Source organism: Bacillus sp. LJBS17, assembly GCF_019334685.1.
Lineage (GTDB): Bacteria > Bacillota > Bacilli > Bacillales > Bacillaceae > Bacillus > Bacillus subtilis.
In genome coordinates this window covers 2,956,173-2,981,875 of sequence record NZ_CP079759.1, presented here as the reverse complement: position 1 = coordinate 2,981,875, position 25,703 = coordinate 2,956,173, and the positions used below count along the sequence as shown (strand labels likewise).

Genomic DNA, 25,703 nt, shown 5'->3' with positions numbered 1-25,703 from the left:
CCGCTCCTTAAACGTCTTTTGCCGCGGACATGAATGTTCACAGGATTGCTTTTGTATTTATTACCGTCTAAATGCCCAGTTGTGGTAAAATAGAAAAGTTGAATCTTCGTAGAAAATGGTGATGAAGAAACATGTCAAGCAAACTGTTAAGAGGCACGTTTGTATTAACGCTCGGTACATATATATCGCGGATTCTGGGGATGGTCTATTTAATTCCCTTCAGCATTATGGTCGGGGCGACAGGCGGTGCATTATTTCAATACGGATACAACCAATACACTTTATTTTTGAATATTGCTACGATGGGCTTTCCGGCCGCTGTTTCTAAATTTGTTTCCAAATATAATTCAAAAGGGGATTATGAGACAAGCAGGAAAATGCTCAAGGCGGGCATGTCGGTTATGCTCGTCACAGGAATGATAGCCTTTTTCATTCTGTATCTATCGGCTCCGATGTTTGCGGAAATATCGCTGGGAGGCAAGGATAATAACGGCTTGACAATTGATCATGTCGTTTATGTCATCCGCATGGTCAGCTTAGCGCTTTTGGTCGTACCGATTATGAGCCTTGTCCGCGGATTCTTTCAAGGGCACCAAATGATGGGTCCGACAGCTGTTTCCCAAGTCGTTGAACAGATTGTCCGCATCATCTTTCTATTGAGTGCGACATTCTTGATTTTGAAGGTTTTCAACGGCGGCCTTGTCATCGCTGTGGGCTATGCAACCTTCGCAGCGCTGATCGGTGCCTTCGGAGGGCTGGTCGTGCTTTATATTTATTGGAACAAACGGAAGGGCAGCCTGCTGGCGATGATGCCGAATACGGGTCCGACAGCAAACCTAAGCTACAAGAAAATGTTTTTCGAGCTGTTCAGCTATGCTGCTCCGTACGTTTTTGTCGGACTAGCCATCCCTTTGTATAACTATATTGATACAAATACGTTTAACAAAGCGATGATTGAAGCCGGTCATCAAGCCATCAGCCAAGACATGCTTGCGATTCTAACCCTGTATGTTCAGAAGCTCGTGATGATCCCGGTTTCCCTAGCAACTGCTTTCGGACTGACATTAATTCCAACGATTACTGAATCGTTTACAAGCGGAAACTATAAGCTGTTAAATCAGCAGATTAATCAAACGATGCAGACGATCCTGTTTTTAATTATTCCGGCTGTTGTCGGGATCTCTCTATTGTCAGGACCGACGTATACGTTCTTTTACGGGTCAGAGAGCCTTCACCCTGAACTGGGGGCAAATATTTTGCTATGGTATTCGCCAGTCGCGATTTTGTTCTCTTTGTTTACAGTCAACGCAGCCATTCTGCAGGGCATCAATAAGCAAAAATTTGCGGTTGTCAGCCTTGTGATCGGTGTCGTGATCAAGCTTGTGCTGAATGTTCCGCTGATCAAGCTGATGCAGGCTGACGGAGCGATTTTAGCGACGGCGCTTGGATATATCGCTTCACTTTTATATGGGTTTATCATGATTAAGCGCCATGCAGGCTATTCGTATAAGATACTAGTTAAACGAACTGTTTTGATGCTTGTCTTATCAGCCATTATGGGTATTGCCGTGAAAATCGTGCAGTGGGTATTAGGCTTCTTTATTTCCTATCAGGATGGCCAGCTGCAAGCTGCGATTGTTGTGGTGATCGCGGCCGCTGTTGGCGGAGCTGTCTACCTGTATTGCGGCTACCGATTAGGATTTTTACAGAAAATTTTAGGCCGCCGTTTGCCAGGTTTCTTAAGGAAAGGCAGACATGCAGGCTGATGAACTAGATATGATGAAACTGAGGGCTCGCATGCTGCGGGCTTTCTTTTATAAAGGAGAGATTGGGAATGAGACTTGATAAGCTGCTTGCCAACAGCGGGTATGGTTCCAGAAAAGAAGTCAAAGCCGTTGTAAAGGCTGGAGCCGTGATGATCGACGGCAAACCTGCCAAAGATGTAAAGGCGCACGTTGATCCTGATACGCAGGAGGTGACCGTATACGGGGAACCGGTTGATTATCGAGAGTTCATTTATCTTATGATGAATAAACCGCAGGGCGTGCTGTCGGCGACTGAGGACAGCCGGCAGCAAACAGTGGTCGATCTGCTGACGCCGGAGGAGATGAGATTTGAGCCATTTCCAGCCGGCAGGCTTGATAAAGATACAGAGGGCTTTTTGCTGCTCACAAATGATGGCCAGCTCGCACATCGGCTCCTTTCTCCTAAAAAGCATGTTCCAAAAACATATGAAGTCCATTTAAAATCACAGATTTCTAGGGAAGACATCTCCGATTTGGAAACGGGTGTCTACATAGAGGGCGGCTATAAAACAAAGCCGGCAAGAGCGGAAATCAAAACAAACAACAGTGGCAATACCGTGATATACCTGACAATTACAGAAGGAAAATACCATCAGGTCAAGCAAATGGCAAAGGCAGTCGGCAATGAAGTGGTTTATCTGAAGCGGCTTTCGATGGGACGCGTTTCCCTAGATCCCGCTCTGGCACCCGGAGAATACCGTGAGCTGACAGAGGAAGAGCTTCATTTGCTCAATGAGCCGCAAGCATGACAAAAACCCCGCATATCGAATGCGGGGTTTTATTTATAAGCACACAAAAACAAGGCTCAGTAGTTTCTGCGCCCTATTATCTATCGGGCCGCTCTCAGGCGGCCCTATGTAATTTTTCAATTTATGAGGTAATCTTTACTTTCTTTCTCGTTGTCTCCCACTTGCCACGGCTTGGACTATGAACAAGATCATTATATGCCAACACATTTAAGTCTCTTTGAATCGTTCTAGGTGTAATGCCGAATTCGTCAACCAGTTCCTGTGTTGTCACAAGACCTTTTTCTTGGATAAACATGTAAACTGATTTGATTCGAGTTAGCATACGGTTTGTTGAAGGTTTCAAAAAACCACTCCCTATCATAAGATCGGATGGACTTGACTAACCACAACTCACGACTATCAACTGCGTACGAAATAGCAACAAAGGCAGACATCTGTAATTGTTATAATAATTCGCCCTCATTATACACGATATTGCAGTGATGAATCTAGGGATAACTCCTATTAATTTTTTCCAATTCGCGTTGGGCAGCCATCCTTGTTGGATTACTATGTATTTCGGCTCAATATTATTATGGTTAAAGAAACTTTTTTTATTCTGTTTCGTAGTAAATTTTGGAGGTGGGAGAGTTTTGACAAATTTGCTTGAAGCTTCAATAGAACAGGCCGGGTATACAAGCCGAAAAAAAGTGCTCACCGATGTTTTTCTGGAAGTCAGAAAAGGGGAACTGGTTGGACTGATCGGAGCTAACGGCGCCGGAAAAAGCACCGCAATCAAGGCGATACTCGGCCTTTCAGAAGATTTTAAAGGGCATATTGCCTGGAACGACTGTTCATTTGCATATATTCCGGAGCATCCGTCCTTCTACGAAGAACTGACGCTGTGGGAGCATTTGGATCTGATCAGCACACTCCACGGCATTGAAGAGAGTGAATTTGCGCATCGGGCCCAAAGCCTGCTGCAGACGTTTTCGCTTGATCAGGTCAAACATGAGCTGCCTGTCACCTTTTCGAAGGGCATGCAGCAAAAACTAATGCTTATCCAGGCCTTTCTCTCTAAGCCGGATATGTATGTGATTGATGAACCGTTTATCGGCCTTGATCCGATATCGACGAAACGCTTTGTGGACATGCTTAAGGCTGAAAAAGAACGTGGAGCCGGAATTCTTATGTGCACGCATGTACTCGATACCGCGGAAAAAATCTGTGACCGGTTTTATATGATTGAGAAAGGTTCATTATTTCTCCAAGGCACGTTAAAAGATATTCAGGACAAGACCGGATTAGAGGGGCAGTCATTGCTTGACTGTTTTTATAAGGCAGTTCAAGGTGATCGGCCATGAACGGGCGTACGCTCTTTTTTCGAAGGCTGTTTGACTATTACAAGTATCAGTTTAAAGTGTTGCATGCGGTCATTGACTGGACAGTCGCTCTCTATATTGTTTTGCCGGCGATTGCTTTTGTCATCTATCAGTATATTGATTTGATGAATGGAAGAGGCCTTCTTTATGAGTGGTCTGAAGTGGCGGAGTGGAGATGGCTGTACGCTGTGTGTGGGGTGATCATGTTTACAGGCTCGATTCGTACATTTTTAATGGAAGCGGACAAAGTGTTTTTGCTGCAAAAGAAAGAAATCATCTATCAGCTCAAACGGTACGCGCTTTTGTATTCTTTTCTCGTCACGATGGCTAAATGGCTGCTTCTCTTTTTCATTGTCCTTCCCTTGATCAGTCATTCTGTTCACATCACATTCGCAGAAAGCACTGCTCTATTGTGTTATTTGTTTGGCCTTCATATATTCTTTTTATCCTTAAAGCAAGACAGGATCAGAAAGCCGCGCTCTATTTCGAGATGGATTGGTGATATCCTTGTCAGAGCTATATTTTTTGCTGGTTCTGCTATCCTGATTGTTTTGACTCAGTGGCACTTGCTTGCGCTTTTTGGCATTTTATTTTTGCTTTTCTCAGTTATCCGCAGTTTGAAAAAGACGGCTTCGTTCACGGCTTTTGAAGCTGAGGTGACTGAAGAGAAAAAAAGCAGGCTTGCCCTTGCAGGACTTGTGATGATGATGAGTCAGGAGGCGGGAATGCCAAAAGTAAAAGACAGGATGAGAAGAAAACCGTTATTATACCGAAATTCAAAAAGGATATTTAAAAGACGAACGATCTGCACAGGCTATAAGGAATTGTTTTTTAAAGTCATGCTGAGGAATGGCGAGTATGCGAGGCAGATGTACATGCTATTGTCAGCTTTCACCGTTCTCATATTTGTTTCCCCAATTTGGCTGAAGGTGATTGCGCTGCTGGTCTATACAGGTGTTTGCCGTTATATCCTGACGCTTATTTTTGACAAGGTCATGGATGCCCCTTTTTTAATTGGCACCGATAAGGAAAGTGATGAATATTATCGGGCCAGAAAAAACTGTATCAACATCCTGCACTATGCGTTTGCCGCCTGTTGTTTTTTAGCGGCCGCTGTCTCTTTATTGTTTACATAAAAAACCCAAACGACGACGTTTGGGTTTTTTGGTCTATGTTATAAAATAAACAGCTGGATGAAAAACAGAATGGCGAAAACGATGACGAGCGGATGAATCTCTCTCCATTTTCCCCGCGCCGCTTTTACGATCGGATATGAAATAAAGCCAAGCGCAATTCCTGTTGAAATGCTGGATGTCAAAGGCATGGCCAGAATGACGAGAAACGCTGGAAATGCCTCGTCCATCTCTTTCCAGTTCATATTGGAAACCGAGCCCATCATCAAGCTGCCGACGATAATCAAAGCAGGCGAGGTGATGGCGGCTATACCGGACAAGGCGCTGACAAGCGGACTGAAAAACATTGAAGCCGCAAACATCACCGCGACAGTCAAAGCCGTAAGCCCCGTTCTTCCCCCGGCTGCGACACCGGCGGAAGATTCGATAAATGCGGTCGTCGGACTTGTGCCGAAAACAGCTCCTACTGTCGTCGCTGTTGAATCAGCAAGCAGCGCTTTTCGCACGTTAGGCAGCTTGTTGTTTTTCATCAGCCCGGCTTGCTCGGCAACTCCGATCATCGTGCCTGTCGTATCAAAAATGGTGACTAATAGAAAAGAAAAGACGACAGCGTACAGGCCGTGATGAATGACATCGCCAAAAGCGGTAAATGGATTTGAGATCATCAATCCTTCCGGCAAATGAGGAAGCGACATAAATCCCTTTGGAAAATGGAGCTGACCGGTGAAAAAGGCGATCAAAGCGGTAGCTGCCATTCCGATAAATAAAGCGCCGCTTACATTCAGCACCATCAGGACCACGCTGATCAAAAGGCCAACCAGCGTTAAGATAACACCAGGTGAATGCAGATTGCCGAGAGTGACCAGGTTTGACTCATCAGCTGCCACAATTCCCGCTTGACGCAAACCGATAAAAGCAATAAACAGCCCGATCCCAGTTGTGATCCCGTATTTTAAATTGTTTGGAATCGCTTCTATAAGTTGTTTTCTTAAAGGCGTTAACGATAGAATAATGAAGAGAACCCCTGCTGTAAATACTGCGCTGAAAGCTGTTGCGTACGTGATGCCGCCATCGCTTGCGCTTACGACATGAAAGGCTAAATAAGCGTTCAAGCCCATGCCGGGCGCAATAGCAATCGGATAATTTGCTGCCAGGGCCATCCACAGCGTTCCGACAATGGAGGCAATAATCGTTGCGGTGAACACCTGGTCGAAAGGAACCCCGGCGTTAGCCAGAATGACCGGATTGACCACGACGATATAGACCATTGTGAAAAAGGTCGTCAGCCCTGCTATGATTTCTTGCTTTATGGATGTTTGCTGCTCTTTTAGATGAAACATAGTATCCTCCAATTACGAACGTTTTAACAAAACACCATTAATATTATTCGTTTTATTTGGTTTTTGCAAGTCATTTCTTGCGGAAAGGGGATCATTATGAACTGGGAAGTTGAAGTGATCAGAAAAAAAGAGGATTTAATTCGTGATACGCAGGAATTTTTGAGAATCAACAGTGTCATGGACGAAACAACCGCCGGACCCGGTAAACCGTTTGGAGAAGGGGTAAACGCCAGCCTGACTTCATTGCTGGAGCTTGGAGAAAAAGAAGGCTTTACAACAAAAAATCTTGACGGCTTTGCAGGTCATATTGAATGGGGGGAGGGCGATGACATTATCGGCGTACTTTGCCATGTTGACGTCGTGCCGCCGGGAGATGGGTGGACGAGTGATCCATTTTCAGCTGAAATCCGCAACGGACGGATTTATGCAAGGGGCGCCATTGATGACAAAGGCCCGACAATGGCGGCATTCTACGCGCTGAAAATCGTGAAAGACATGAATCTGCCCCTGTCCAAGCGAGTCAGAATGATTATCGGAACAGATGAAGAAAGTGATTGGAGATGCGTAGAGCATTATTTCAAGCATGAAGAAATGCCAACAATGGGCTTTGCGCCTGACGCCGATTTTCCGATCATTAATGCGGAAAAAGGGATCATCGATGCTTCTTTACTTATTCCACACCGTCCAAATCAAGCAGAACCAAAGGCAGTGCTTGTCTCGTTTCAATCAGGCCTTCGTTTGAACATGGTGCCTGATGCTGCGGAAGCTGTCATTGAAGGGCCGAAAAATGAAGAGATTCTGTCTTCATTTAAAGACATGCTCCGCACGACGGACCAAAAAGGGGAAGCTGCAATAGAGAACGGACAGCTCATTTTGCGTATGTACGGTCTTTCCTGCCATGCGATGGAACCGAACAATGGGATCAATGCCGGTATTTTATTGTGCGAATTTCTCCAGCAGACTGAGCTTGACGATGCAGGAAAGCGGTTTGTGCAAGTTGTGACAGATAAGTTCTTAGGTGATACAAGAGGAAAAAAACTGGACATCGACTGTGAGGATGAAATCAGCGGTGAGCTGACATTAAATGTCGGAACACTGCGCTATAAAGAAGGGCAAGGAGGCGAGCTCGGGATCAATATCCGCTATCCTGTGACAGCAGAAAGCAAAGCGATTCGCGATGCATTCGAAAGTGCATCTGAATTTGATCTGGGAGAATTCAAAGACAGCAAGCCGCATCACGTGTCCGCAGATCATCCGTTAGTCAAAACCCTGCAAAAGGTTTATGAAGGCCAGCTGGGTAAAAAAGCTGACTTAATCTCAATCGGCGGGGGGACATATGCGAGATCCTTAAAAGCCGGTGTCGCGTTCGGCCCGCTGTTCCCCGGACGCCCTGACAGCGCACACCAAAAGGATGAATATATCGAAATTGATGACCTGCTGAGATCGACAGCGTTATATGCTCAGGCCATTTACGAGCTTGCAAAATAAAAGGACCGGCTTCTGCTGAAGCCAGTCCTTTTTTTAAATAAATGACCATAAATCAGTTGATAAGTACCGTTCTCCTGTATCAGCTGTCATGCAGACCACAACTTTGTCAGGAGAGAGGCGTTTCGCTGTTTCGATTGCCGCGAAGCAGGCAGCGCCTGATGAAGGACCGACAAGAATTCCTTCTTCAGCAGCAAGCCGTCTTGTCGTCGTATACGCGTCTTCATCAGAGATTTTGATAATTTCATCATAAACGTCTTCATTTAAAATCGGCGGTATAAAGCCTGGGCTCGTTCCTACAAGTTTATGCGCGCCAGGTTTTCCGCCGGATAATACAGGCGAACCCGCTGGCTCAACAACATGAACCGTGATATCCGGAAAAAGCTCTTTGAGCGCCTCACCTGTTCCGGTAATGGTTCCGCCCGTTCCAGAGGAGGCGACAAAAGCGCCGAGCGGTTTTCCAATTTCCTCTATTGCCCGGGCGATTTCAGGCGCTGTTGTTTTCCGGTGCGCATCAGGATTAGCAGTGTTATCGAACTGCATTGGAATATAGCTGTTCGGAATTTGTTCGGCAAGCTCCTTCGCTTTTTTGATGCTGCCCGGCATTCTTTCCTCTCCGGGAGTTAATACAACCTCTGCACCGTAAGCTTTAAGCAGGTTGATCCGTTCCTTCGTCATCGTATCAGGCATAACTAAGATTGCTTTATATCCGCGTGCTGCCGCATTCATGGCGAGCCCGATTCCGGTATTTCCGCTTGTCGGCTCTATAATAACTGATCCCGGCTTGAGTAAACCGTTTTGTTCAGCTTCTATGATCATTTGATAAGCGGCTCTGTCTTTCACACTGCCGCTCGGATTGAAAAATTCAAGCTTTAAATAGACTTGTGCCGCATTTTCCGGCTGAAGCCGATTCAATCTCACTAGCGGTGTATCTCCTATCAGATCAGCTGTGTTTGCAACGATTTTCAACATTGTCATTCCTTTCTGAATAAAACAAGTGTCATATAATATCCTAACATAATAAACGTTTGTGCGAGAGTGTTTTCATACACTGTTCCTCTATCCGCACAGCCTCTTTATTGATAAAATAATAGCTGTCAAAGAAGGGAGTGTCAGACGGATGCCAGATATACGGCCTCATTATTTCATCGGCGTTCCCATACCTGAGGGAATTGCAAATCCGATCTACCAGGCTGCGAAAAACGAACCGATATTGACGTTTCAAAAATGGGTGCACCCGCTTGACTATCATATCACGTTAATTTTTCTCGGAGCGGCGGATGAGACACAAATAAAGAAGCTTGAAGGTTCGCTAGCAGAGATTGCTTCAGAAATTGACCCATTTTCAATTGAGTTTGACAAGATAGATGTATTCGGCGACCGCAGAAGGCCGCGCGTTTTACATCTGGAGCCAAAGAAAAACAAAACGCTTGATAGACTGCGGGAACATACGAAGCAGGCTGTACTTCAGGCCGGCTTTCAAGTGGAAAAAAGACCGTATCATCCTCATATGACGCTGGCAAGAAAATGGACAGGCGAAAATGGATTTCCAGCTCATGTTCCGTTTGAAAGCGGCGAAGTTTCGATGATGGCTGAACGATTTTCGCTCTTTCAAATACACTTGAACCAATCACCAAAATACGAGGAAATATTCAAATTTCAATTATCTTAATTCATTGCGGAGTGGAGAAACAAACATGGCACAAATCATCAAAATTCATGATTATATATCAAGATATGAGCTTGATCCGTACCATTATATCAACCAGTTTGTACGTCTGAAAAAAGAGCGCTGGCTTTCACTAGTAGAAGCAGCGGAGCGACAGCATGAAGAAAGGCAAGCCAGTGCTGAAGAACCGGAACCGGTGCAGAAACGAAAAAAATTTTCATTGAAAAGAAGAAAAGAAGAGATAAAAGCCGATATACAAGAAGAGAGACACCAATGGTTTGAGGACGAAGAAGATATTCATGTAAGGCTCCCGAAGAGCAGGGTGGCGCTTGCTTCTTTTTATAAAAGACATTTATATGATTTTCAGCTCAAATGGGCAAGCTCTACTCTTTCAGAAATATCTCAACTCTCAAACCAGGTGAAGCAGGACCGCATTTTGCGTTATCTGACCCAGCAGCTGCCTGATTCTTATTTTATTATGTATAAGCCTGTGCTGAAAATTCAGCAGGCGGCGGTTGAATTAAGCATTGTGATTATTTCTCCTCTGGAAATTTATTGCGTTTCTTTTTTAGAGGCTGAGGAAGACAGTGTCTACATAGGGTCTAAAAATCGTTTTTGGGACAAGAAAACAGCCTCTCAGACTGCATCAGTGTTAAATCCAGGGCTTAGCCTGTTTCGTACGGACTCGGTTGTGTCAAAGATCGTAAAGGAAAAACAGGCTGAGATTCCGGTTCGAAAATTGCTTCTGAGCAGAACGTCGTACATCGATTACCCGGAGCCGCCATACGGCTTAGAAATAGCGGATAAGCGGAGCGCGGAAGAATGGATTGAGCGGCAGAAGAAAAACACTGCTCCGATCAAACATCATCAGGTAAAGGCTGCAAAGGCTCTATTGTCTTACTGCATGTCTGACTCCTATCGCAGACAGGAGTGGCTGGAGTAAAAGAGAACGATTTGAGCGGTTTTCTCATAACATAAGCAGGTGAGAAAGATGAGCCATTGGTTTTTTATTATTAACCCGACAGCAGGACATCGAAACGGCCTGCGTGTTTGGAAGTCCATTCAAAAAGAATTGATCAAACGAAAGGTTGAGCACCGTTCATTTTTAACTGAACATCCGGGACACGCCGAGGTGCTCGCCAGACAGATTTCAACGATACAAGAATATAAGCTGAAGCGCCTGATCGTCATTGGCGGAGACGGAACCATGCATGAAGTTGTCAACGGGCTGAAAGATGTTGACGATATTGAGCTGAGCTTTGTGCCGGCGGGCGCATATAATGATTTTTCGCGAGGATTCTCTATTAAAAAAATCGATCTGATACAGGAAATCAAGAAGGTAAAGCGCCCGTTAACAAGAACCTTTCATTTAGGGAGCGTCAATTTCCTTCAGGATAAATCACAGATTCTTTATTTTATGAATCATATCGGGATCGGGTTTGACGCATATGTTAATAAAAAGGCGATGGAATTTCCGTTGAGACGGGTTTTTCTTTTTCTCCGCCTTCGATTTCTTGTGTATCCGCTTTCTCATTTGCACGCTTCGGCAACCTTTAAGCCGTTTACGTTAGCTTGTACGACGGAAGACGAGACGCTCGAATTTCATGATGTCTGGTTTGCCGTTGTATCCAACCATCCGTTTTACGGGGGAGGCATGAAGGCGGCGCCCCTAGCAAATCCGCGCGAGAAGACATTTGATATTGTAATCGTTGAAAACCAGCCGTTTTTGAAAAAATATTGGCTTTTATGTCTCATGGCATTTGGAAAACATACAAAGATGGATGGCGTTACGATGTTTAAAGCGAAGGACATTACATTTTACACGAAGGACAAAATCCCGTTCCATGCTGACGGAGAAATCATGGGCACTACCCCGTTTCGTCTGGCTTCTAGTCCTTCACCCCTAAGGATCAAAACATAAACGTGTTTGAAGGAGAGAGCTTCCGATGGTCAGCATCCGCCGCAGCTTCGAAGCGTATGTCGATGACATGAATATCATTACTGTTCTGATTCCTGCTGAACAAAAGGAAATCATGACACCGCCGTTTCGGCTTGAGACAGAAATAACAGATTTTCCTCTGGCTGTCAGGGAGGAATACTCCCTTGAAGCAAAATACAAGTACGTCTGCGTATCCGACCATCCTGTGACATTTGGAAAAATCCATTGCGTCAGAGCATCCAGCGGCCACAAAACGGATCTCCAAATTGGCGCGGTCATCCGGACGGCAGCGTTTGATGACGAATTTTATTATGACGGAGAGCTGGGCGCCGTTTATACCGCGGATCATACCGTATTTAAAGTATGGGCGCCTGCTGCAACCTCAGCTGCTGTCAAGCTTTCACACCCCAATAAAAGCGGGCGCACATTCCAAATGACTCGGTTGGAAAAAGGCGTCTATGCCGTTACGGTCACAGGTGACCTTCACGGATATGAGTATTTGTTTTGCATCTGCAACAATTCAGAATGGATGGAAACCGTTGACCCGTATGCCAAGGCTGTGACTGTAAATGGAGAGAAGGGCGTCGTCTTGCGCCCGGATCAAATGAAATGGACTGCTCCTCTTAAACCATTCTCACACCCTGTGGATGCCGTCATCTATGAGACGCACCTTCGCGACTTCTCCATCCATGAAAACAGCGGCATGATAAACAAGGGAAAATACTTAGCATTAACGGAAACTGATACACAAACCGCAAATGGCAGTTCTTCGGGACTGGCGTATGTAAAAGAGCTTGGTGTTACACATGTGGAGCTTCTGCCGGTGAATGATTTTGCCGGAGTTGATGAAGAGAAGCCGCTTGATGCATACAATTGGGGATATAACCCGCTTCATTTCTTTGCCCCGGAGGGAAGCTATGCCTCAAACCCTCATGATCCTCAAACGAGAAAAACAGAGCTGAAACAAATGATCAATACCCTGCATCAGCACGGTCTGCGAGTCATTCTGGATGTTGTTTTTAACCATGTGTATAAGAGGGAGAATTCCCCCTTTGAAAAGACAGTGCCCGGTTATTTTTTCCGGCACGACGAATGTGGGATGCCATCAAACGGCACCGGCGTTGGCAATGATATTGCATCAGAAAGAAGGATGGCAAGAAAATTCATTGCGGATTGCGTGGTCTATTGGCTTGAAGAATACAATGCTGACGGCTTCCGATTTGATCTCCTCGGCATTTTAGATATTGACACCGTGCTTTATATGAAAGAGAAAGCAACTAAGGCAAAGCCCGGAATCCTGCTTTTTGGAGAAGGGTGGGATCTGGCTACACCGCTGCCGCATGAACAGAAAGCTGCTTTGGCGAACGCGCCAAGAATGCCGGGCATCGGCTTTTTTAATGATATGTTTCGTGACGCTGTAAAAGGGAACACCTTTCACCTTATGGCAGCAGGGTTTGCGCTTGGCGGCAGTGAATCAGCACAAGCTGTGATGCATGGAATTGCCGGGTCTTCCGGATGGAAGGCATTAGCACCGATTGTTCCGGAACCAAGCCAGTCCATCAATTATGTCGAATCACACGACAATCACACCTTTTGGGATAAAATGAGCTTCGCGCTTCCTCAAGAAAATGACAGCCGAAAGCGAAGCAGACAAAGGCTTGCAGCCGCGATTATTTTGCTTGCCCAAGGGGTGCCGTTTATTCACAGCGGCCAGGAATTTTTCCGGACGAAGCAGGGAGTGGAAAACAGCTATCAATCCAGTGACAGCATCAACCAGCTCGACTGGGATCGCCGTGAAACATTCAAAGAAGATGTTCACTATATCCGCAGGCTGATCTCGCTGAGAAAAGCGCATCCTGCATTCCGTCTTAGGTCCGCTGCAGACATCCGGCGCCATCTTGAATGCTTGACGCTAAAAGAACACCTTATCGCATACAGGCTTTATGATCTTGACGAGGTTGACGAATGGAAAGATATCATTGTTATCCATCACGCGAGTCCTGACTCCGTCGAGTGGAGGCTGCCAAACGACATACCTTATCGGCTTTTATGTGATCCATCAGGATTTCAGGAAGACCCGGCAGAAATTAAGAAAACGGTTGCAGTAAACGGCATCGGAACAGTTATCTTATATTTAGCATCAGATCTTAAGAGTTTTGCTTGACGAAGTTTGTGCTATAGCGCTAAAATTTAAAGGACGGCTATTGATTAGCATATGAGACTCTCAATAGCTGTCTTTTTTATTTTTATACGATTCGTACGAAAAAGGCATTCGCTGGATAGACTAGAAACGATTAGCCTTAATTCTAAAATATTTTAAGAAATGATGGGTTGAACATTGATATGAACTGGTTGGGACAATTACTAGGTAGCGATTGGGAGATCTTCCCCGCCGGAGGAGCTACAGGAGATGCATATTATGCGAAACATAACGGGCAGCAGCTTTTTTTAAAACGTAATAGCTCACCTTTTTTAGCTGTTTTATCCGCCGAAGGCATTGTTCCGAAGCTGGTTTGGACAAAACGGATGGAAAATGGGGACGTCATTACGGCCCAGCACTGGATGACCGGCAGAGAGCTGAAGCCTAAAGACATGAGCGGACGGCCCGTTGCTGAATTGCTTCGTAAAATACACACATCAAAAGCCTTGCTGGACATGCTGAAGAGACTTGGAAAAGAACCGCTGAACCCGGGGGCTCTTTTGTCTCAGCTGAAGCAGGCTGTATTTGCTGTGCAGCAATCTTCGCCGCTGATTCAAGAAGGGATCAAGTATTTGGAAGAACACCTGCATGAAGTGCATTTCGGTGAGAAAGTCGTTTGCCATTGTGATGTCAATCATAATAACTGGCTATTGTCTGAAGACAACCAGCTGTATTTAATTGACTGGGACGGCGCCATGATCGCTGATCCGGCGATGGACCTCGGGCCTTTGCTGTACCACTACGTCGAAAAGCCAGCTTGGGAGAGCTGGCTGAGCATGTACGGCATAGAGCTGACAGAAAGCCTTCGGTTGCGAATGGCTTGGTATGTGTTATCTGAAACAATTACTTTCATTGCCTGGCATAAAGCAAAAGGCAATGATAAGGAATTTCATGATGCAATGGAAGAGCTGCATATCCTCATGAAACGAATTGTTGATTAATCAGGAATACGAATCCATTTGCTCTACCCATTGAGACAGGCTGTTCTGATGCTCTTGTATGTGTGAGTCGATGGATTTGGACGATATTCCTGATTGGCTGTAGCGGTAAACATCTTCAAGCACGTTTTTGAAATTTGAATCAAGCTCGGTGTTTGCCATCAGTGATTTAATCACACGCTCAAGCTGCTCGTACTCTGCGACTGTTCCGCAGCAGTCCAATTGATGGTCAGTCAATATATCCTTCAATAAATGAACTTGATGCTCATAATGTAAACCCATAACGGTACACATCCCTTCAGTATCATACGGGTTAAATTGTTCAAAACAGAGCGTTTTTATACATGTGAAAGGAGTGTTCCAGCAGACGGGACCCTCTTTTTTTATGCGCTCGGCCTTAAGAGAGATACACTGGAAAAACGAGCTTGCGGGTCTTTTTAATTCATGGTATGTTGTTAGTCGAAATAATAGATAGAGGTGTCAATCATATGAGAATGCGCCACAAGCCTTGGGCTGATGACTTTTTGGCTGAAAACGCAGATATTGCCATCAGCAATCCTGCTGATTATAAAGGGAAATGGAACACAGTGTTTGGCAACGACAATCCGATCCATATCGAGGTTGGTACAGGAAAAGGCCAATTTATTTCTGGTATGGCCAAACAAAATCCCGACATCAATTATATTGGTATTGAGTTATTTAAAAGCGTCATCGTGACAGCCGTCCAAAAAGTAAAAGACAGCGAAGCGCAGAATGTAAAGCTTCTGAATATAGATGCGGACACGCTGACGGATGTGTTTGAGCCGGGGGAAGTGAAACGGGTCTACTTGAACTTTTCTGATCCTTGGCCGAAGAAACGGCATGAAAAACGCCGCCTGACATATTCCCACTTCCTCAAAAAATATGAAGAAGTAATGGGCAAAGGCGGAGCGATTCATTTTAAAACGGACAACCGAGGTTTGTTTGAGTACTCTTTGAAGAGCTTCTCTGAGTACGGCCTCCTGCTGACATACGTCAGTCTTGATTTGCATAACAGCAATCTCGAAGGCAATATTATGACAGAATATGAAGAAAAATTCTCTGCACTCGGCCAGCCGATCTATCGGGCTGAGGTTGAATGGAGAACGTAAAGACAGACTCTGACAGGAGTCTGTTTTTTTTATGGACCGTTTGCTACCATGATGACAGGGGGGATGAAAATGGAAACAATGAAAATTGGAAACATCACGTTGACCTGGCTTGACGGAGGCGTGACGCATATGGACGGAGGCGCCATGTTCGGCGTTGTGCCAAAGCCGCTTTGGTCTAAAAAATATCCAGTCAATGAAAAAAACCAGATTGAACTAAGGACAGACCCTATTTTGATTCAAAAGGATGGGCTCAATATCATCGTTGACGCCGGAATTGGGTCCGGCAAGCTGACTGATAAACAAAAACGAAACTATGGCGTGACACAAGAGTCGAATGTGAAACCCTCATTAGCTGCACTCGGATTAACGGTTGCCGATATAGATGTGATCGCAATGACACACCTTCATTTTGATCATGCATGCGGTTTAACGGAGTATGAAGGTGAACGGCTCGTCTCTGTCTTTCCGAATGCAGTGATTTATACATCTGCTGTTGAATGGGACGAAATGCGCCATCCGAATATCAGGTCGAAAAATACGTATTGGAAAGAAAATTGGGAGGCTGTAGCTGGCCAAGTCAAAACCTTTGAAGACACCTTAACGATCACAGAGGGTATTACACTGCATCACACCGGAGGCCATAGCGACGGACACAGTGTCCTGATATGCGAGGATGCGGGTGAAACTGCCGTACATATGGCAGATCTGATGCCGACACATGCCCACCGCAATCCGCTATGGGTGCTGGCTTACGATGATTATCCGATGACCTCTATCCCGCAAAAGCAGAAATGGCAGGCGTTCGCAGCAGAAAAAGACGCTTGGTTTATTTTTTATCATGATGCCGAGTATCGCGCCCTTCAATGGGAGGAGGACGGAAGCATCAAAGATTCAGTCAAGCGAATGAAGCAATAGCATATTTTTATGTTTACCCTGCATGTTTTCCGGCTAATAATGCAAACCTAGTACTAATTATGCTCAGAAAGGAAGAGGCAGGGTGAAACAATTCAAAGTAACAAACGAAGGAGACATTCAAACAACATTAAGAGGCCTTGAAGTGCTCTCTGTTCCTTTTTTGAACAAAGGTGTTGCTTTTACTGAGGAAGAAAGAAAAGAACTTGGTTTAAAAGGCTTTCTGCCGCCCAAGGTATTAACAATTGATGATCAGGCGAAAAGAGCGTATGAACAATATTCCGCACAGCCTGACGATTTGAGCAAAAATGTCTATTTAACGGCGCTGCACGATCGGAATGAAACGCTGTTTTACCGCTTGTTAAATGACCATTTAGGGGAAATGCTCCCGATTGTCTACACACCGACAGTCGGAACGGCAATCCAGAGATACAGCCATGAATACAGAAAACCACGAGGGCTCTATCTGTCAATCGATGACCCGGACGGTATGAAAGAAGCTTTTAAACAGTATAAAGATCAAAGCGATACGATCGATTTAATTGTTGCCACTGATGCGGAAGGAATTTTAGGAATCGGTGACTGGGGCGTCGGAGGAATCGCGATTTCTATTGGCAAGCTGGCGGTTTATACAGCGGCTGCGGGCATTGATCCGAGCAGAGTGCTGGCTGTTGTTTTAGATGCGGGGACAAATCAGGAGAGCCTCTTGAACGATCCGCTTTATGTCGGCAACCAGCATTCCAGAGTGCGCGGAGAACGCTATGACCAATTTATTGACGACTACGTTGCGCTGGCGAGAGAAACATTTCCGAATGCATTGCTGCATTGGGAGGATTTCGGGGCGAAAAACGCGCGAAGCATTTTGAAACGCTATAAAGATAAAGTGTGTACCTTCAATGATGATATCCAAGGAACTGGCGCTGTTTCTTTGGCCGCAGTCTTATCCTGTGCAAAAGCGTCTAAAGTTCCGCTGAGGGATCACAGAGTTGTTATATTCGGAGCGGGAACGGCAGGAATCGGAATTGCCGAACAGCTGCGGGAAGCATTGGTGCGCGAGGGACTGAGTGAAGAAGAATCATACAAGCGCTTCTGGTGCATAGACAGAAACGGGCTGTTAACAGATGATATGGATCAGCTTCTTGATTTCCAAAAGCCGTATGCCCGTTCGGCTGATGAAGTGAAGGATTATCAGCGGAACGGAGACGGCGGAGGCATTGATCTTCTTGAAGTGGTCCGGCAGGCGAAACCGACGATCCTGATCGGCACATCTACAGTTTCCGGCGCTTTCACTGAAGAAATTGTAAAAGAAATGGCGTCACATGTGAAACGGCCGGCGATTTTGCCAATGTCAAATCCGACAACCCTTTCTGAAGCAAAACCGGAGGATTTAATCGAATGGACAGAAGGCCGTGCGCTGATCACAACAGGAAGCCCGTTCCCGCCAGTTGAATATAACGGAGTTACGTATCATATCGGGCAGGCAAACAACGCGCTTGTCTTCCCTGGTCTCGGTCTTGGAACGATTGTTACAAAATCAAAATTAATTACCGACGGCATGTTTGAAGCATGTGCCCGGGCAATCGCAGGTATGGTCAATGTCGGGGTGCCTGGCGCGCCGATGCTTCCAAAAGTTGAAGATTTGCGCACTGTTTCGGCAACCGTTGCTGTTGAAGTTGCAAAAACCGCAATGAAGGAAGGCGTCGCTACGGAAGAGCCTGAAGACATTATACAGGCAGTGCAGGATGCGATGTGGTATCCGGTATACAAACCGATTCGCGCGATATAATAAAAAAGAGCCGCTGCATAGGCAGCGGCTTCTATTTTTTGCTTGTCCGGTGTTAAGAGGCGATTGTATCAATGACATCAACAATTTCTCCCGTTTTCGCATCCACCATGACTTCATACTGTTCTAATTCTCCGAAAGCTGATCGTGTAATGCCGGTTTTGTATACCTGTACCGTTTCTCCGTTAAAATTGTAAGGCTCCGGCTGGGTGTAAATCCATGATCCGTCAATCGGGCCCCGCTGCTTAAAAGCAGATTTTACAATTCGAAGCGCTTTTTCTGAAGAAATATAAGGCTTCATCACATATTGTTTCACAACGACAGCCGTACAAATTCCAAGTCCTGCTCCTAAAAGAAGATGACGCAATTTCAAAATAAAGCACCTCCTGGTTGATCGTACTTTTCATTATACAGAAACAGCCAAATCCTGTTAAGCAATACGCGGCTGATCGAGCAGATTGGGTCAGGGTGCTTGGAAAACTTCATTGTTTCTAATAAAATAAAAGGACTACATAGAAATGAGGGGAAAACATGAATCAAGAAACGAAAGCGCTTTTCCAAACACTGACGCAGCTTCCCGGCGCGCCGGGCAATGAGCATCAGGTTCGTGCTTTTATGAAGCAGGAGCTAGCCAAATATGCCGATGACATCGTTCAGGACAGACTGGGAAGTGTTTTCGGAGTCAGACGAGGCGCAGAGGACGTACCGAGAATTATGGTAGCCGGGCACATGGACGAAGTCGGCTTCATGGTGACATCCATTACAGACAACGGACTGCTCAGATTCCAGACGCTCGGAGGCTGGTGGAGCCAGGTTTTGCTTGCGCAGCGGGTTGAAATTCAAACAGATAACGGGCCGGTTCCGGGTGTGATTTCAAGCATACCGCCGCATTTATTGACAGATGCGCAGCGAAACCGTCCGATGGATATCAAAAACATGATGATCGACATTGGAGCGGATGATAAGGAAGACGCCATCAAAATCGGCATTAAACCGGGACAGCAGATTGTGCCTGTTTGTCCGTTTACGACGATGGCGAATGAAAAGAAAATTTTATCAAAAGCATGGGATAACAGATATGGATGCGGCTTAAGCATTGAACTTCTGAAGGAATTACACGGTAAAGAGCTTCCGAATACACTCTATGCGGGTGCAACGGTTCAGGAAGAAGTAGGGCTAAGGGGCGCGCAGACGGCTTCTCATATGATTAAACCGGACTTGTTTTTCGCCCTTGACGCCAGCCCGGCAAACGATATGAGCGGAGACAAAAATGAATTCGGCCAGCTTGGAAAAGGCTTTTTGCTGCGCATTCTTGACAGAACGACAGTCATGCATCGCGGAATGAGGGAATTCGTTCTTGATATGGCTGAAACGCATGATATTCCATATCAATATTTTGTATCCGGCGGGGGAACAGACGCAGGCAAGGTTCATATTTCGAACAGCGGTGTGCCGTCAGCGGTTATCGGAATATGTTCCCGCTATATTCATACAAACGCTTCTATCATTCATATTGATGATTATGCTGCTGCTAAAGAAATGCTCATCAAACTTGTAACAGCCTGCGATAAGCAGACGGTGGATGCGATTAAAGAAAATATGTAGGTTTCATAAAAGCTTGTTGAACGAGCAGTAAGCCCGGATCGACAAGCTTTTTTCTTATTCTGTTTCAAATAGATAGGAAAGGGCCTTAATGGCTTGGTTAACGGTTTCAACCGTAATATTCGCTTTATTGGAAAGCTCTTTTAAAGGATGGTGGAGCGATTCCGGCCGGATGATAATCAGGGGTTTTCCTTTTGCGATCGCATATGATGCATCCATTGCCGTGTTCCACTGTTTGTACTTTTCGCCAAACAGGGCGATCACAAAGTCTGCTTTATTCATCAGGACGGCGGTTCTGAAGTTGTTGATGTCAGAGGCTTTGTCATCCTTTAAAACGGCATTTGGCTGTACGCCCATAATTTCTTCACCAATATTGTCTGAGCGGTCATGATTCTCCATCGGGCCAACAAACGTAATCGGGAGCTTCAGTGATTTTGTTTTTTCTTTAATTTCCTCGCGCCAATTGCTGTGGATTTCTCCTGCTAAATAGACGATAAACTCCATATAAAAATCCCTCCTTATGTATGTCCATCTGTAAATTTTACCCTCATGTACACGATGTTAAACGAAACGAACTTGATAATGCAAATAAAATATGATAATGATAATGGGAAAGCCAATCTTACATATTCATTCGTTGCATATAAGTGGTTTTGCCTCAAGCAGTTTGGTATGATCCAAATGGACGAGTATCGATAAAAAACATGTAAGAACATAAACAACTGGAGGGATATGAAATGAAAAAAATTGAATCAACTCAAGAGCTGGAAAAAGCGGTAAAGGATGATTGGTCTGTATTTATGTTTTCAGCCGATTGGTGCCCGGATTGCCGTTTTGTAGAGCCTTTCCTGCCTGAATTGGAAGCGAATTTCCCTGAATTCACCTACTACTACGTAGACCGTGACAAATTCATTGATACATGTGCAGAGTGGGAAATTTACGGAATCCCAAGCTTTGTGGTGTTTAATGAAGGAAAAGAAGTAAATCGTTTTGTGAGCAAAGACCGCAAAACAAAAGAAGAAATTGAACAGTTTTTAACAGACTCTCTCGCTAAAGCGTAAAGGAGGACATCGGTTTGAAAATGACCTCAAGGAAGCTGTCAGATATACTGAAGCAGCGCCTTCAGCACGAGAATCGCTCCTTTCTGTTTGACAGAGAAAAAGACACCCTCCGTGTTGAGGATCAAACGACTAAAAAAGGGATTACACTCGATTTGCCGCCGATTATTGCAAAATGGGAACTGAAAAAAGACGAAGCCATTGATGAGATCGTGTACTATGTCTCCGAAGCGATGACGGCAATGGAAGGGAAGGCTCAGGAAATGACCGGGAAAGAAACCCGCATTTATCCGGTCATCCGCTCGACTTCCTTCCCGGACAAGTCCAGCGAAGATATCCCGCTCATTTATGACGATCATACCGCAGAGACAAGAATTTATTACGCGCTAGATCTCGGGAAAACCTACCGTTTAATTGACCAGCGCATGCTTGAGAAAGAAAACTGGACAAAAGAGCGGATCAGAGAGACGGCCGCATTTAATCTCCGTTCCCTGCCGACGGTTGTCAAAGAGGATACGGTTGCCGGCAATTACTTTTATTTCTTCAGGGCAAACGACGGATACGACGCAAGCCGGATTTTGAACGAAGCGATCTTAAATGAGTATAAGCAGCATGCAGAAGGGGAGCTGGCGATCTCTGTTCCTCATCAGGACGTTTTGATTCTTGCTGACATCCGGAATGAATCGGGGTATGATATTCTAGGACAAATGTCGATGAGCTTCTTTGCAGGCGGCACCGTCCCGATTACCGCCCTTTCATTTTTGTACAATGAAGGAAAGCTGGAACCGGTGTTTATCCTGGCGAAAAGCCGTCCGAAAAAGGATTAGAAAGGATTTTTACTTATGAACGCTTTTTATAATAAAGAAGGTGTGGGAGACACGCTCCTGATCTCTCTTCAAGATGTGACACGCGAACAATTAGGCTATGAAAAACACGGCGACGTCGTCAAAATTTTCAATAACGAAACAAAAGAAACAACGGGCTTCAACATTTTCAACGCGTCTTCTTACTTGACCATTGATGAAAACGGCCCTGTTGCGCTCTCAGAAACATTCGTGCAAGATGTGAATGAGATTTTAAACAGAAACGGCGTTGAAGAAACATTAGTCGTTGATTTATCTCCGAAGTTTGTTGTGGGGTATGTAGAATCAAAAGAAAAACATCCGAATGCGGATAAATTAAGCGTATGTAAAGTCAACGTAGGAGAAGAAACGCTTCAGATCGTCTGCGGCGCGCCTAACGTTGACCAAGGCCAAAAAGTTGTCGTTGCCAAAGTCGGTGCTGTGATGCCTAGCGGACTTGTCATTAAGGATGCAGAGCTTCGCGGCGTTCCGTCAAGCGGGATGATCTGCTCAGCGAAAGAGCTTGATTTGCCGGATGCCCCTGCTGAAAAAGGAATCCTTGTGTTAGAAGGAGACTATGAGGCGGGAGACGCATTTCAGTTTTAGACTCCCATAAATCCGCCAAAAAAAACGAATCATGTGAAAAGCCGCTAAGCCCTTGTTTAGCGGCTTTGTTTCTGCTGATAGCTTAATCTTTTCTGGGCCGACCAGCAGTGGTATACTAAAAACCGTCCCAGAAAACTATAAGGGAGTTAGAGATAAATTATGAGTTGGCTTCATAAATTTTTTGATTTGTTTTTAGGCGAAAGCGAAGAGGATGCTGAACGGGAGACAAAACCCGCTCAAATTCCGCAGCAACAAGAAGTACATCATCCTGAAGGACAATTAAAAAGATTGGAAGATCCTAAAATATATTATGAATATCCAAAAGGCAAATTCCGTTTTCCAGTCGTGCCTGACGGATACAAAAATCATGACCTGAGAAGGCGCCGCACACCATCGGACGAACCGAAATCCGCGCCTCGTCCAAGTGCTGCACCTTACAGAGAGCGTCCCAGAAATGAAGAAGAGCAGCATACATATCAAGCAGCAGAGCCGGCGAAGAAACCGTTTAAACCGACAAATATCCCTTCGCCTGTCTATGGATTCAATCAAAAACCATCTGTTAAAAAGGATGTGCCGAAAAAGCCTTCTGAAACATTGAACGAACTGGATAAATCGGTAAAAGAGAAGGTAACACTGCTGTCAGAAGAGATCGAACGTGAACGCGGCTATCCTGCTTCAGACACACAGGCGCATTCCAAAAAAGAAAGTCCTTTCTTCCCGGATACCCAATTTAAAAAACAGCCTTCTGGCGTTTTAAACAGAAAGGAAACGGAGCATGATGAGGCGCTGGCGAAACGGCCAGCCGAGCCGTCAGGTAACAAAGTGCCATTTGAGTCAGGCGTTCAACAGCCGGAAAAAGAGGAGCCTTCCTTCCCAGCTGAACATGCCGAAAAGCAAACACCGCCTGAGATGCTCACAGATACGGCGGCTGAAGGGCTTTCAGACAGTGAAGTAGGCCGCGAAGAGCCTGCAACGGCTAAGGAAGAACAAAGGGAGCAGCAGCCAGAGAAAATTGAAGAGCCTGTTTTCTCCGCTGAACATGATGAAGAGCAAACAGCTCCTGAATCTCAGACTGAGTCAGTATCTGAGGATGAAAAAGCAAAAGAGCCGTCAGACAGCCCAGTATACAATCACCATGAAAACGCGGCAGAAGGTGCTGAGTCCCCGTTCGTTCAAGAAGAACAAATGGACATTCGTCAGGAAGAGCCTTTATTTACTGATCATGAGTATTCATCAGAGGCTCTGGCTCAAGCAGAAACTGTGGCAAAAGAATCAGAAGAGCCATCAGAAAGCATAATAAATAATCATTATGACACCCTGGGAGAGGCTCAGGAAACGAAGATAGATGTTCAGCCAGACAGCCATACAGAGCTTGAGAAAACTGAACGCTTGGAGCAGGGTTCCAAATCGTTTACTGCAACTCTTGAAAACCGGCAGGAAATTCGCGCAGACAAACCTCGCGAAGCTTCAGAAGAGCCGAAAAAAAGGCCTGGTGTACAGGAGAAAAGGACTGAACAAAGCGCATCTTCTCAAAAAGGGCCATCCGTTCCTTTTAATGTGATGATGCTGAAAAGAGATACGCATAAACAGCAAAAAGCAGAGGAGCGCCGCGGCAGCTATGTATTTCCGAATGTTGCACTGCTTGATGTCCCGCCAGCGCAGGTTCAAGATGATGCTGCGTGGATCGAAGAACAGCGTCAGCTTCTTGATTTGACCTTGAAAAACTTCAATGTCCGCGCCAATGTGGTCCATGTAACCCAGGGTCCGTCTGTCACGAGATTTGAAGTGCATCCTGAACCAGGTGTAAAGGTGAATAAAATCACCAACTTGTCTGATGATATTAAACTTAGTCTTTCAGCGAGAGATATTCGGATTGAAGCGCCGATTCCGGGGAAAAATACGATCGGAATTGAAGTGCCGAACCGCACGAGCAAGGTGGTTGATTTGCGCCAAATGATTCGCAGCTCAGCTTTCAGGACAAGCAAGTCACCGCTCACAGCTGCGCTGGGATTAGATATTTCAGGAAATCCTGTTGTTATCGACTTGAAGAAAATGCCGCATGGCTTGATTGCCGGCGCTACAGGCTCCGGAAAAAGCGTATGCATCAATACAATATTAGTCAGCCTGCTTTATAAAGCTGACCCGAGTGAGGTAAAGGTGCTGCTGATTGATCCGAAAATGGTAGAGCTGGCCCCTTACAATAAAATTCCTCACCTCGTCAGCCCGGTCATTACTGATGCTAAAGCGGCTACAGCTGCTTTGAAATGGGTCGTTGAGGAAATGGAGCGCCGCTATGAGCTTTTTGCCCATTCAGGTGTTCGCGACATTGACCGCTTTAATCAATTAACCGCTGAACACCAAATGGGTGAAAAGCTGCCATATTTAGTTGTCATTATTGATGAGCTTGCAGATTTGATGATGGTGGCTCCAAACGATGTGGAAGAAAGCATTGCGCGGATCGCCCAAAAAGCCAGAGCGTGCGGTATCCATCTTCTCGTCGCAACTCAGCGTCCGTCAGTCGATGTCATAACAGGTCTGATTAAGGCGAATATCCCGACGAGAATTGCCTTTTCTGTCTCAAGCCAGGTTGATTCCCGAACAATTATTGACATAGCCGGTGCAGAAAAGCTTCTCGGAAAAGGGGATATGCTCTTTTTGGAAAACGGATCGGGAAAACCGGTCCGTCTGCAAGGTAACTTTGTGTCAGACCGGGAAATCGACCGCGTCGTTTCCCACGTCAGAAGCCAAATGCCGCCGACCTATTTATTTGAACAAGAAGAGCTCGTAAGACAAGGATCAGCCCTGAAAGAAGAGGACGAACTGTTTTACGAAGCGTGTGAGTTTGTTGTAGAGCAAAACAGTGCGAGCACTTCAAGCCTGCAAAGAAGATTCAGAATCGGTTACAATCGTGCGGCAAGGCTGATCGACATGATGGAAGCGGAAGGCATGATCTCTGAGGCAAAAGGAAGCAAGCCTCGAGAGGTGCTGATCACAGCAAGTGATTTAATAAACGAATAATATGGGTTCATTTTCACACCAAACATGGTATGATAGTGTTTAGAGCATTTAACAGCTATGCCGCTTTACAGCAGCTGTGCATAGACAAATCTTGATATCTGGGTTTAATCGGAAAGAAATAACCTGATACTAA

25 protein-coding genes are annotated in these 25,703 nt (G+C 45.4%); 19 read left to right on the top strand and 6 right to left on the bottom strand.

The features are described from left to right. Window positions 1-131 precede the first annotated feature (131 nt). Window positions 132-1,766: a lipid II flippase MurJ gene (gene murJ, locus KXZ66_RS15415; RefSeq protein WP_014480588.1), complete on the top strand. Its 1,635-nt coding sequence runs from the start codon at window positions 132-134 to the stop codon at window positions 1,764-1,766. Between the two features lie 68 nt (window positions 1,767-1,834). Further along, on the top strand, window positions 1,835-2,554 hold the full coding sequence (locus tag KXZ66_RS15410; RefSeq protein ID WP_101502192.1) for a pseudouridine synthase: 720 nt from the start codon (window positions 1,835-1,837) through the stop codon (window positions 2,552-2,554). 121 nt (window positions 2,555-2,675) lie between these two features. On the opposite strand, the gene KXZ66_RS15405 is transcribed toward KXZ66_RS15410, so the two are convergent. After that, the gene (locus tag KXZ66_RS15405) at window positions 2,676-2,897 is read right to left on the bottom strand and encodes a DeoR family transcriptional regulator (RefSeq protein WP_003152337.1); all 222 of its coding nucleotides are present in this window, start codon (window positions 2,895-2,897) and stop codon (window positions 2,676-2,678) included. Window positions 2,898-3,186: 289 nt separating this feature from the next. Here KXZ66_RS15405 and KXZ66_RS15400 point away from each other — a divergent pair, with 289 nt between their 5' ends. Together KXZ66_RS15400 and KXZ66_RS15395 are read left to right on the top strand one after the other, a co-directional pair. Then, window positions 3,187-3,897: an ABC transporter ATP-binding protein gene (locus KXZ66_RS15400; RefSeq protein ID WP_042977616.1), complete on the top strand. Its 711-nt coding sequence runs from the start codon at window positions 3,187-3,189 to the stop codon at window positions 3,895-3,897. Then, window positions 3,894-5,051, top strand: a complete 1,158-nt coding sequence (locus tag KXZ66_RS15395; RefSeq protein WP_151870103.1) for an ABC transporter permease — start codon at window positions 3,894-3,896, stop codon at window positions 5,049-5,051. The genes KXZ66_RS15400 and KXZ66_RS15395 overlap by 4 nt, the downstream gene beginning before the upstream one ends. A gap of 38 nt (window positions 5,052-5,089) precedes the next feature. Here KXZ66_RS15395 and pbuO read toward each other — a convergent pair whose 3' ends face one another. Then, a complete protein-coding gene (gene pbuO, locus KXZ66_RS15390; protein WP_014480583.1) occupies window positions 5,090-6,388 on the bottom strand; it encodes a hypoxanthine/guanine permease PbuO in 1,299 nt (432 codons plus the stop codon). A 96-nt stretch (window positions 6,389-6,484) separates the two neighbouring features. Between pbuO and pepV the strand changes: the two genes are divergently transcribed. Further along, the gene (gene pepV, locus KXZ66_RS15385) at window positions 6,485-7,876 is read left to right on the top strand and encodes a dipeptidase PepV (protein ID WP_151870104.1); all 1,392 of its coding nucleotides are present in this window, start codon (window positions 6,485-6,487) and stop codon (window positions 7,874-7,876) included. Window positions 7,877-7,909: 33 nt separating this feature from the next. On the opposite strand, the gene cysK is transcribed toward pepV, so the two are convergent. Beyond that, the gene (gene cysK, locus KXZ66_RS15380; protein WP_003229237.1) at window positions 7,910-8,845 is read right to left on the bottom strand and encodes a cysteine synthase A; all 936 of its coding nucleotides are present in this window, start codon (window positions 8,843-8,845) and stop codon (window positions 7,910-7,912) included. Between the two features lie 148 nt (window positions 8,846-8,993). Here cysK and thpR point away from each other — a divergent pair, with 148 nt between their 5' ends. The 5 genes from thpR to KXZ66_RS15355 all read left to right on the top strand — a co-directional run bounded on the left by thpR (window position 8,994) and on the right by KXZ66_RS15355 (window position 14,622). Beyond that, window positions 8,994-9,545, top strand: a complete 552-nt coding sequence (gene thpR, locus KXZ66_RS15375) for an RNA 2',3'-cyclic phosphodiesterase (protein WP_014480581.1) — start codon at window positions 8,994-8,996, stop codon at window positions 9,543-9,545. 25 nt (window positions 9,546-9,570) lie between these two features. Beyond that, the gene (locus tag KXZ66_RS15370; protein WP_003229241.1) at window positions 9,571-10,485 is read left to right on the top strand and encodes a hypothetical protein; all 915 of its coding nucleotides are present in this window, start codon (window positions 9,571-9,573) and stop codon (window positions 10,483-10,485) included. A gap of 48 nt (window positions 10,486-10,533) precedes the next feature. Next, window positions 10,534-11,463 (top strand): YegS/Rv2252/BmrU family lipid kinase, encoded by a 930-nt coding sequence (locus KXZ66_RS15365; RefSeq protein ID WP_021480323.1) that lies wholly within the window; start codon window positions 10,534-10,536, stop codon window positions 11,461-11,463. A gap of 25 nt (window positions 11,464-11,488) precedes the next feature. Further along, window positions 11,489-13,645, top strand: coding sequence for a type I pullulanase (gene pulA, locus KXZ66_RS15360; RefSeq protein ID WP_021480322.1), 2,157 nt, complete (start codon window positions 11,489-11,491; stop codon window positions 13,643-13,645). Between the two features lie 179 nt (window positions 13,646-13,824). Beyond that, complete coding sequence (locus KXZ66_RS15355) at window positions 13,825-14,622, top strand: phosphotransferase family protein (RefSeq protein WP_009967993.1); 798 nt, start codon at window positions 13,825-13,827, stop codon at window positions 14,620-14,622. Here KXZ66_RS15355 and KXZ66_RS15350 read toward each other — a convergent pair whose 3' ends face one another. Further along, on the bottom strand, window positions 14,623-14,901 hold the full coding sequence (locus tag KXZ66_RS15350) for a YtzH-like family protein (RefSeq protein WP_003237926.1): 279 nt from the start codon (window positions 14,899-14,901) through the stop codon (window positions 14,623-14,625). It lies immediately after the preceding gene. Window positions 14,902-15,107: 206 nt separating this feature from the next. Between KXZ66_RS15350 and trmB the strand changes: the two genes are divergently transcribed. The 3 genes from trmB to KXZ66_RS15335 all read left to right on the top strand — a co-directional run bounded on the left by trmB (window position 15,108) and on the right by KXZ66_RS15335 (window position 18,447). After that, window positions 15,108-15,749: a tRNA (guanosine(46)-N7)-methyltransferase TrmB gene (trmB, locus tag KXZ66_RS15345; protein ID WP_021480321.1), complete on the top strand. Its 642-nt coding sequence runs from the start codon at window positions 15,108-15,110 to the stop codon at window positions 15,747-15,749. 69 nt (window positions 15,750-15,818) lie between these two features. After that, window positions 15,819-16,664, top strand: coding sequence for a YtnP family quorum-quenching lactonase (locus KXZ66_RS15340; RefSeq protein ID WP_032726424.1), 846 nt, complete (start codon window positions 15,819-15,821; stop codon window positions 16,662-16,664). A gap of 82 nt (window positions 16,665-16,746) precedes the next feature. Continuing rightward, window positions 16,747-18,447 carry an NAD-dependent malic enzyme gene (locus KXZ66_RS15335; protein ID WP_014480576.1) on the top strand — a complete coding sequence of 567 codons (1,701 nt, stop codon included), beginning with the start codon at window positions 16,747-16,749 and terminating at the stop codon, window positions 18,445-18,447. Window positions 18,448-18,499: 52 nt separating this feature from the next. Here the strand turns inward: KXZ66_RS15335 and KXZ66_RS15330 are convergent, their stop codons facing one another. Next, a complete protein-coding gene (locus KXZ66_RS15330) occupies window positions 18,500-18,817 on the bottom strand; it encodes a PepSY domain-containing protein (RefSeq protein ID WP_151870105.1) in 318 nt (105 codons plus the stop codon). 158 nt (window positions 18,818-18,975) lie between these two features. On the opposite strand from KXZ66_RS15330, the gene KXZ66_RS15325 reads away from it, so the two are divergent. Continuing rightward, window positions 18,976-20,049: a M42 family metallopeptidase gene (locus KXZ66_RS15325; RefSeq protein WP_151870106.1), complete on the top strand. Its 1,074-nt coding sequence runs from the start codon at window positions 18,976-18,978 to the stop codon at window positions 20,047-20,049. Window positions 20,050-20,103: 54 nt separating this feature from the next. Here KXZ66_RS15325 and KXZ66_RS15320 read toward each other — a convergent pair whose 3' ends face one another. Further along, window positions 20,104-20,550 (bottom strand): YtoQ family protein, encoded by a 447-nt coding sequence (locus KXZ66_RS15320; RefSeq protein WP_003229263.1) that lies wholly within the window; start codon window positions 20,548-20,550, stop codon window positions 20,104-20,106. A 78-nt stretch (window positions 20,551-20,628) separates the two neighbouring features. Between KXZ66_RS15320 and KXZ66_RS15315 the strand changes: the two genes are divergently transcribed. From KXZ66_RS15315 to sftA, 5 genes are all read left to right on the top strand, one after another. Continuing rightward, window positions 20,629-20,745, top strand: coding sequence for a hypothetical protein (locus tag KXZ66_RS15315; protein ID WP_004399150.1), 117 nt, complete (start codon window positions 20,629-20,631; stop codon window positions 20,743-20,745). A 38-nt stretch (window positions 20,746-20,783) separates the two neighbouring features. Continuing rightward, a complete protein-coding gene (locus KXZ66_RS15310; RefSeq protein WP_003229265.1) occupies window positions 20,784-21,107 on the top strand; it encodes a thioredoxin family protein in 324 nt (107 codons plus the stop codon). A 14-nt stretch (window positions 21,108-21,121) separates the two neighbouring features. Continuing rightward, window positions 21,122-21,931, top strand: a complete 810-nt coding sequence (locus KXZ66_RS15305; protein ID WP_009967991.1) for a DUF1444 domain-containing protein — start codon at window positions 21,122-21,124, stop codon at window positions 21,929-21,931. Window positions 21,932-21,946: 15 nt separating this feature from the next. Next, window positions 21,947-22,552: a YtpR family tRNA-binding protein gene (gene ytpR / locus KXZ66_RS15300; RefSeq protein WP_003229269.1), complete on the top strand. Its 606-nt coding sequence runs from the start codon at window positions 21,947-21,949 to the stop codon at window positions 22,550-22,552. A gap of 159 nt (window positions 22,553-22,711) precedes the next feature. Further along, on the top strand, window positions 22,712-25,570 hold the full coding sequence (sftA, locus tag KXZ66_RS15295; RefSeq protein WP_163138222.1) for a DNA translocase SftA: 2,859 nt from the start codon (window positions 22,712-22,714) through the stop codon (window positions 25,568-25,570). The last annotated feature ends 133 nt before the right edge of the window (window positions 25,571-25,703 follow it).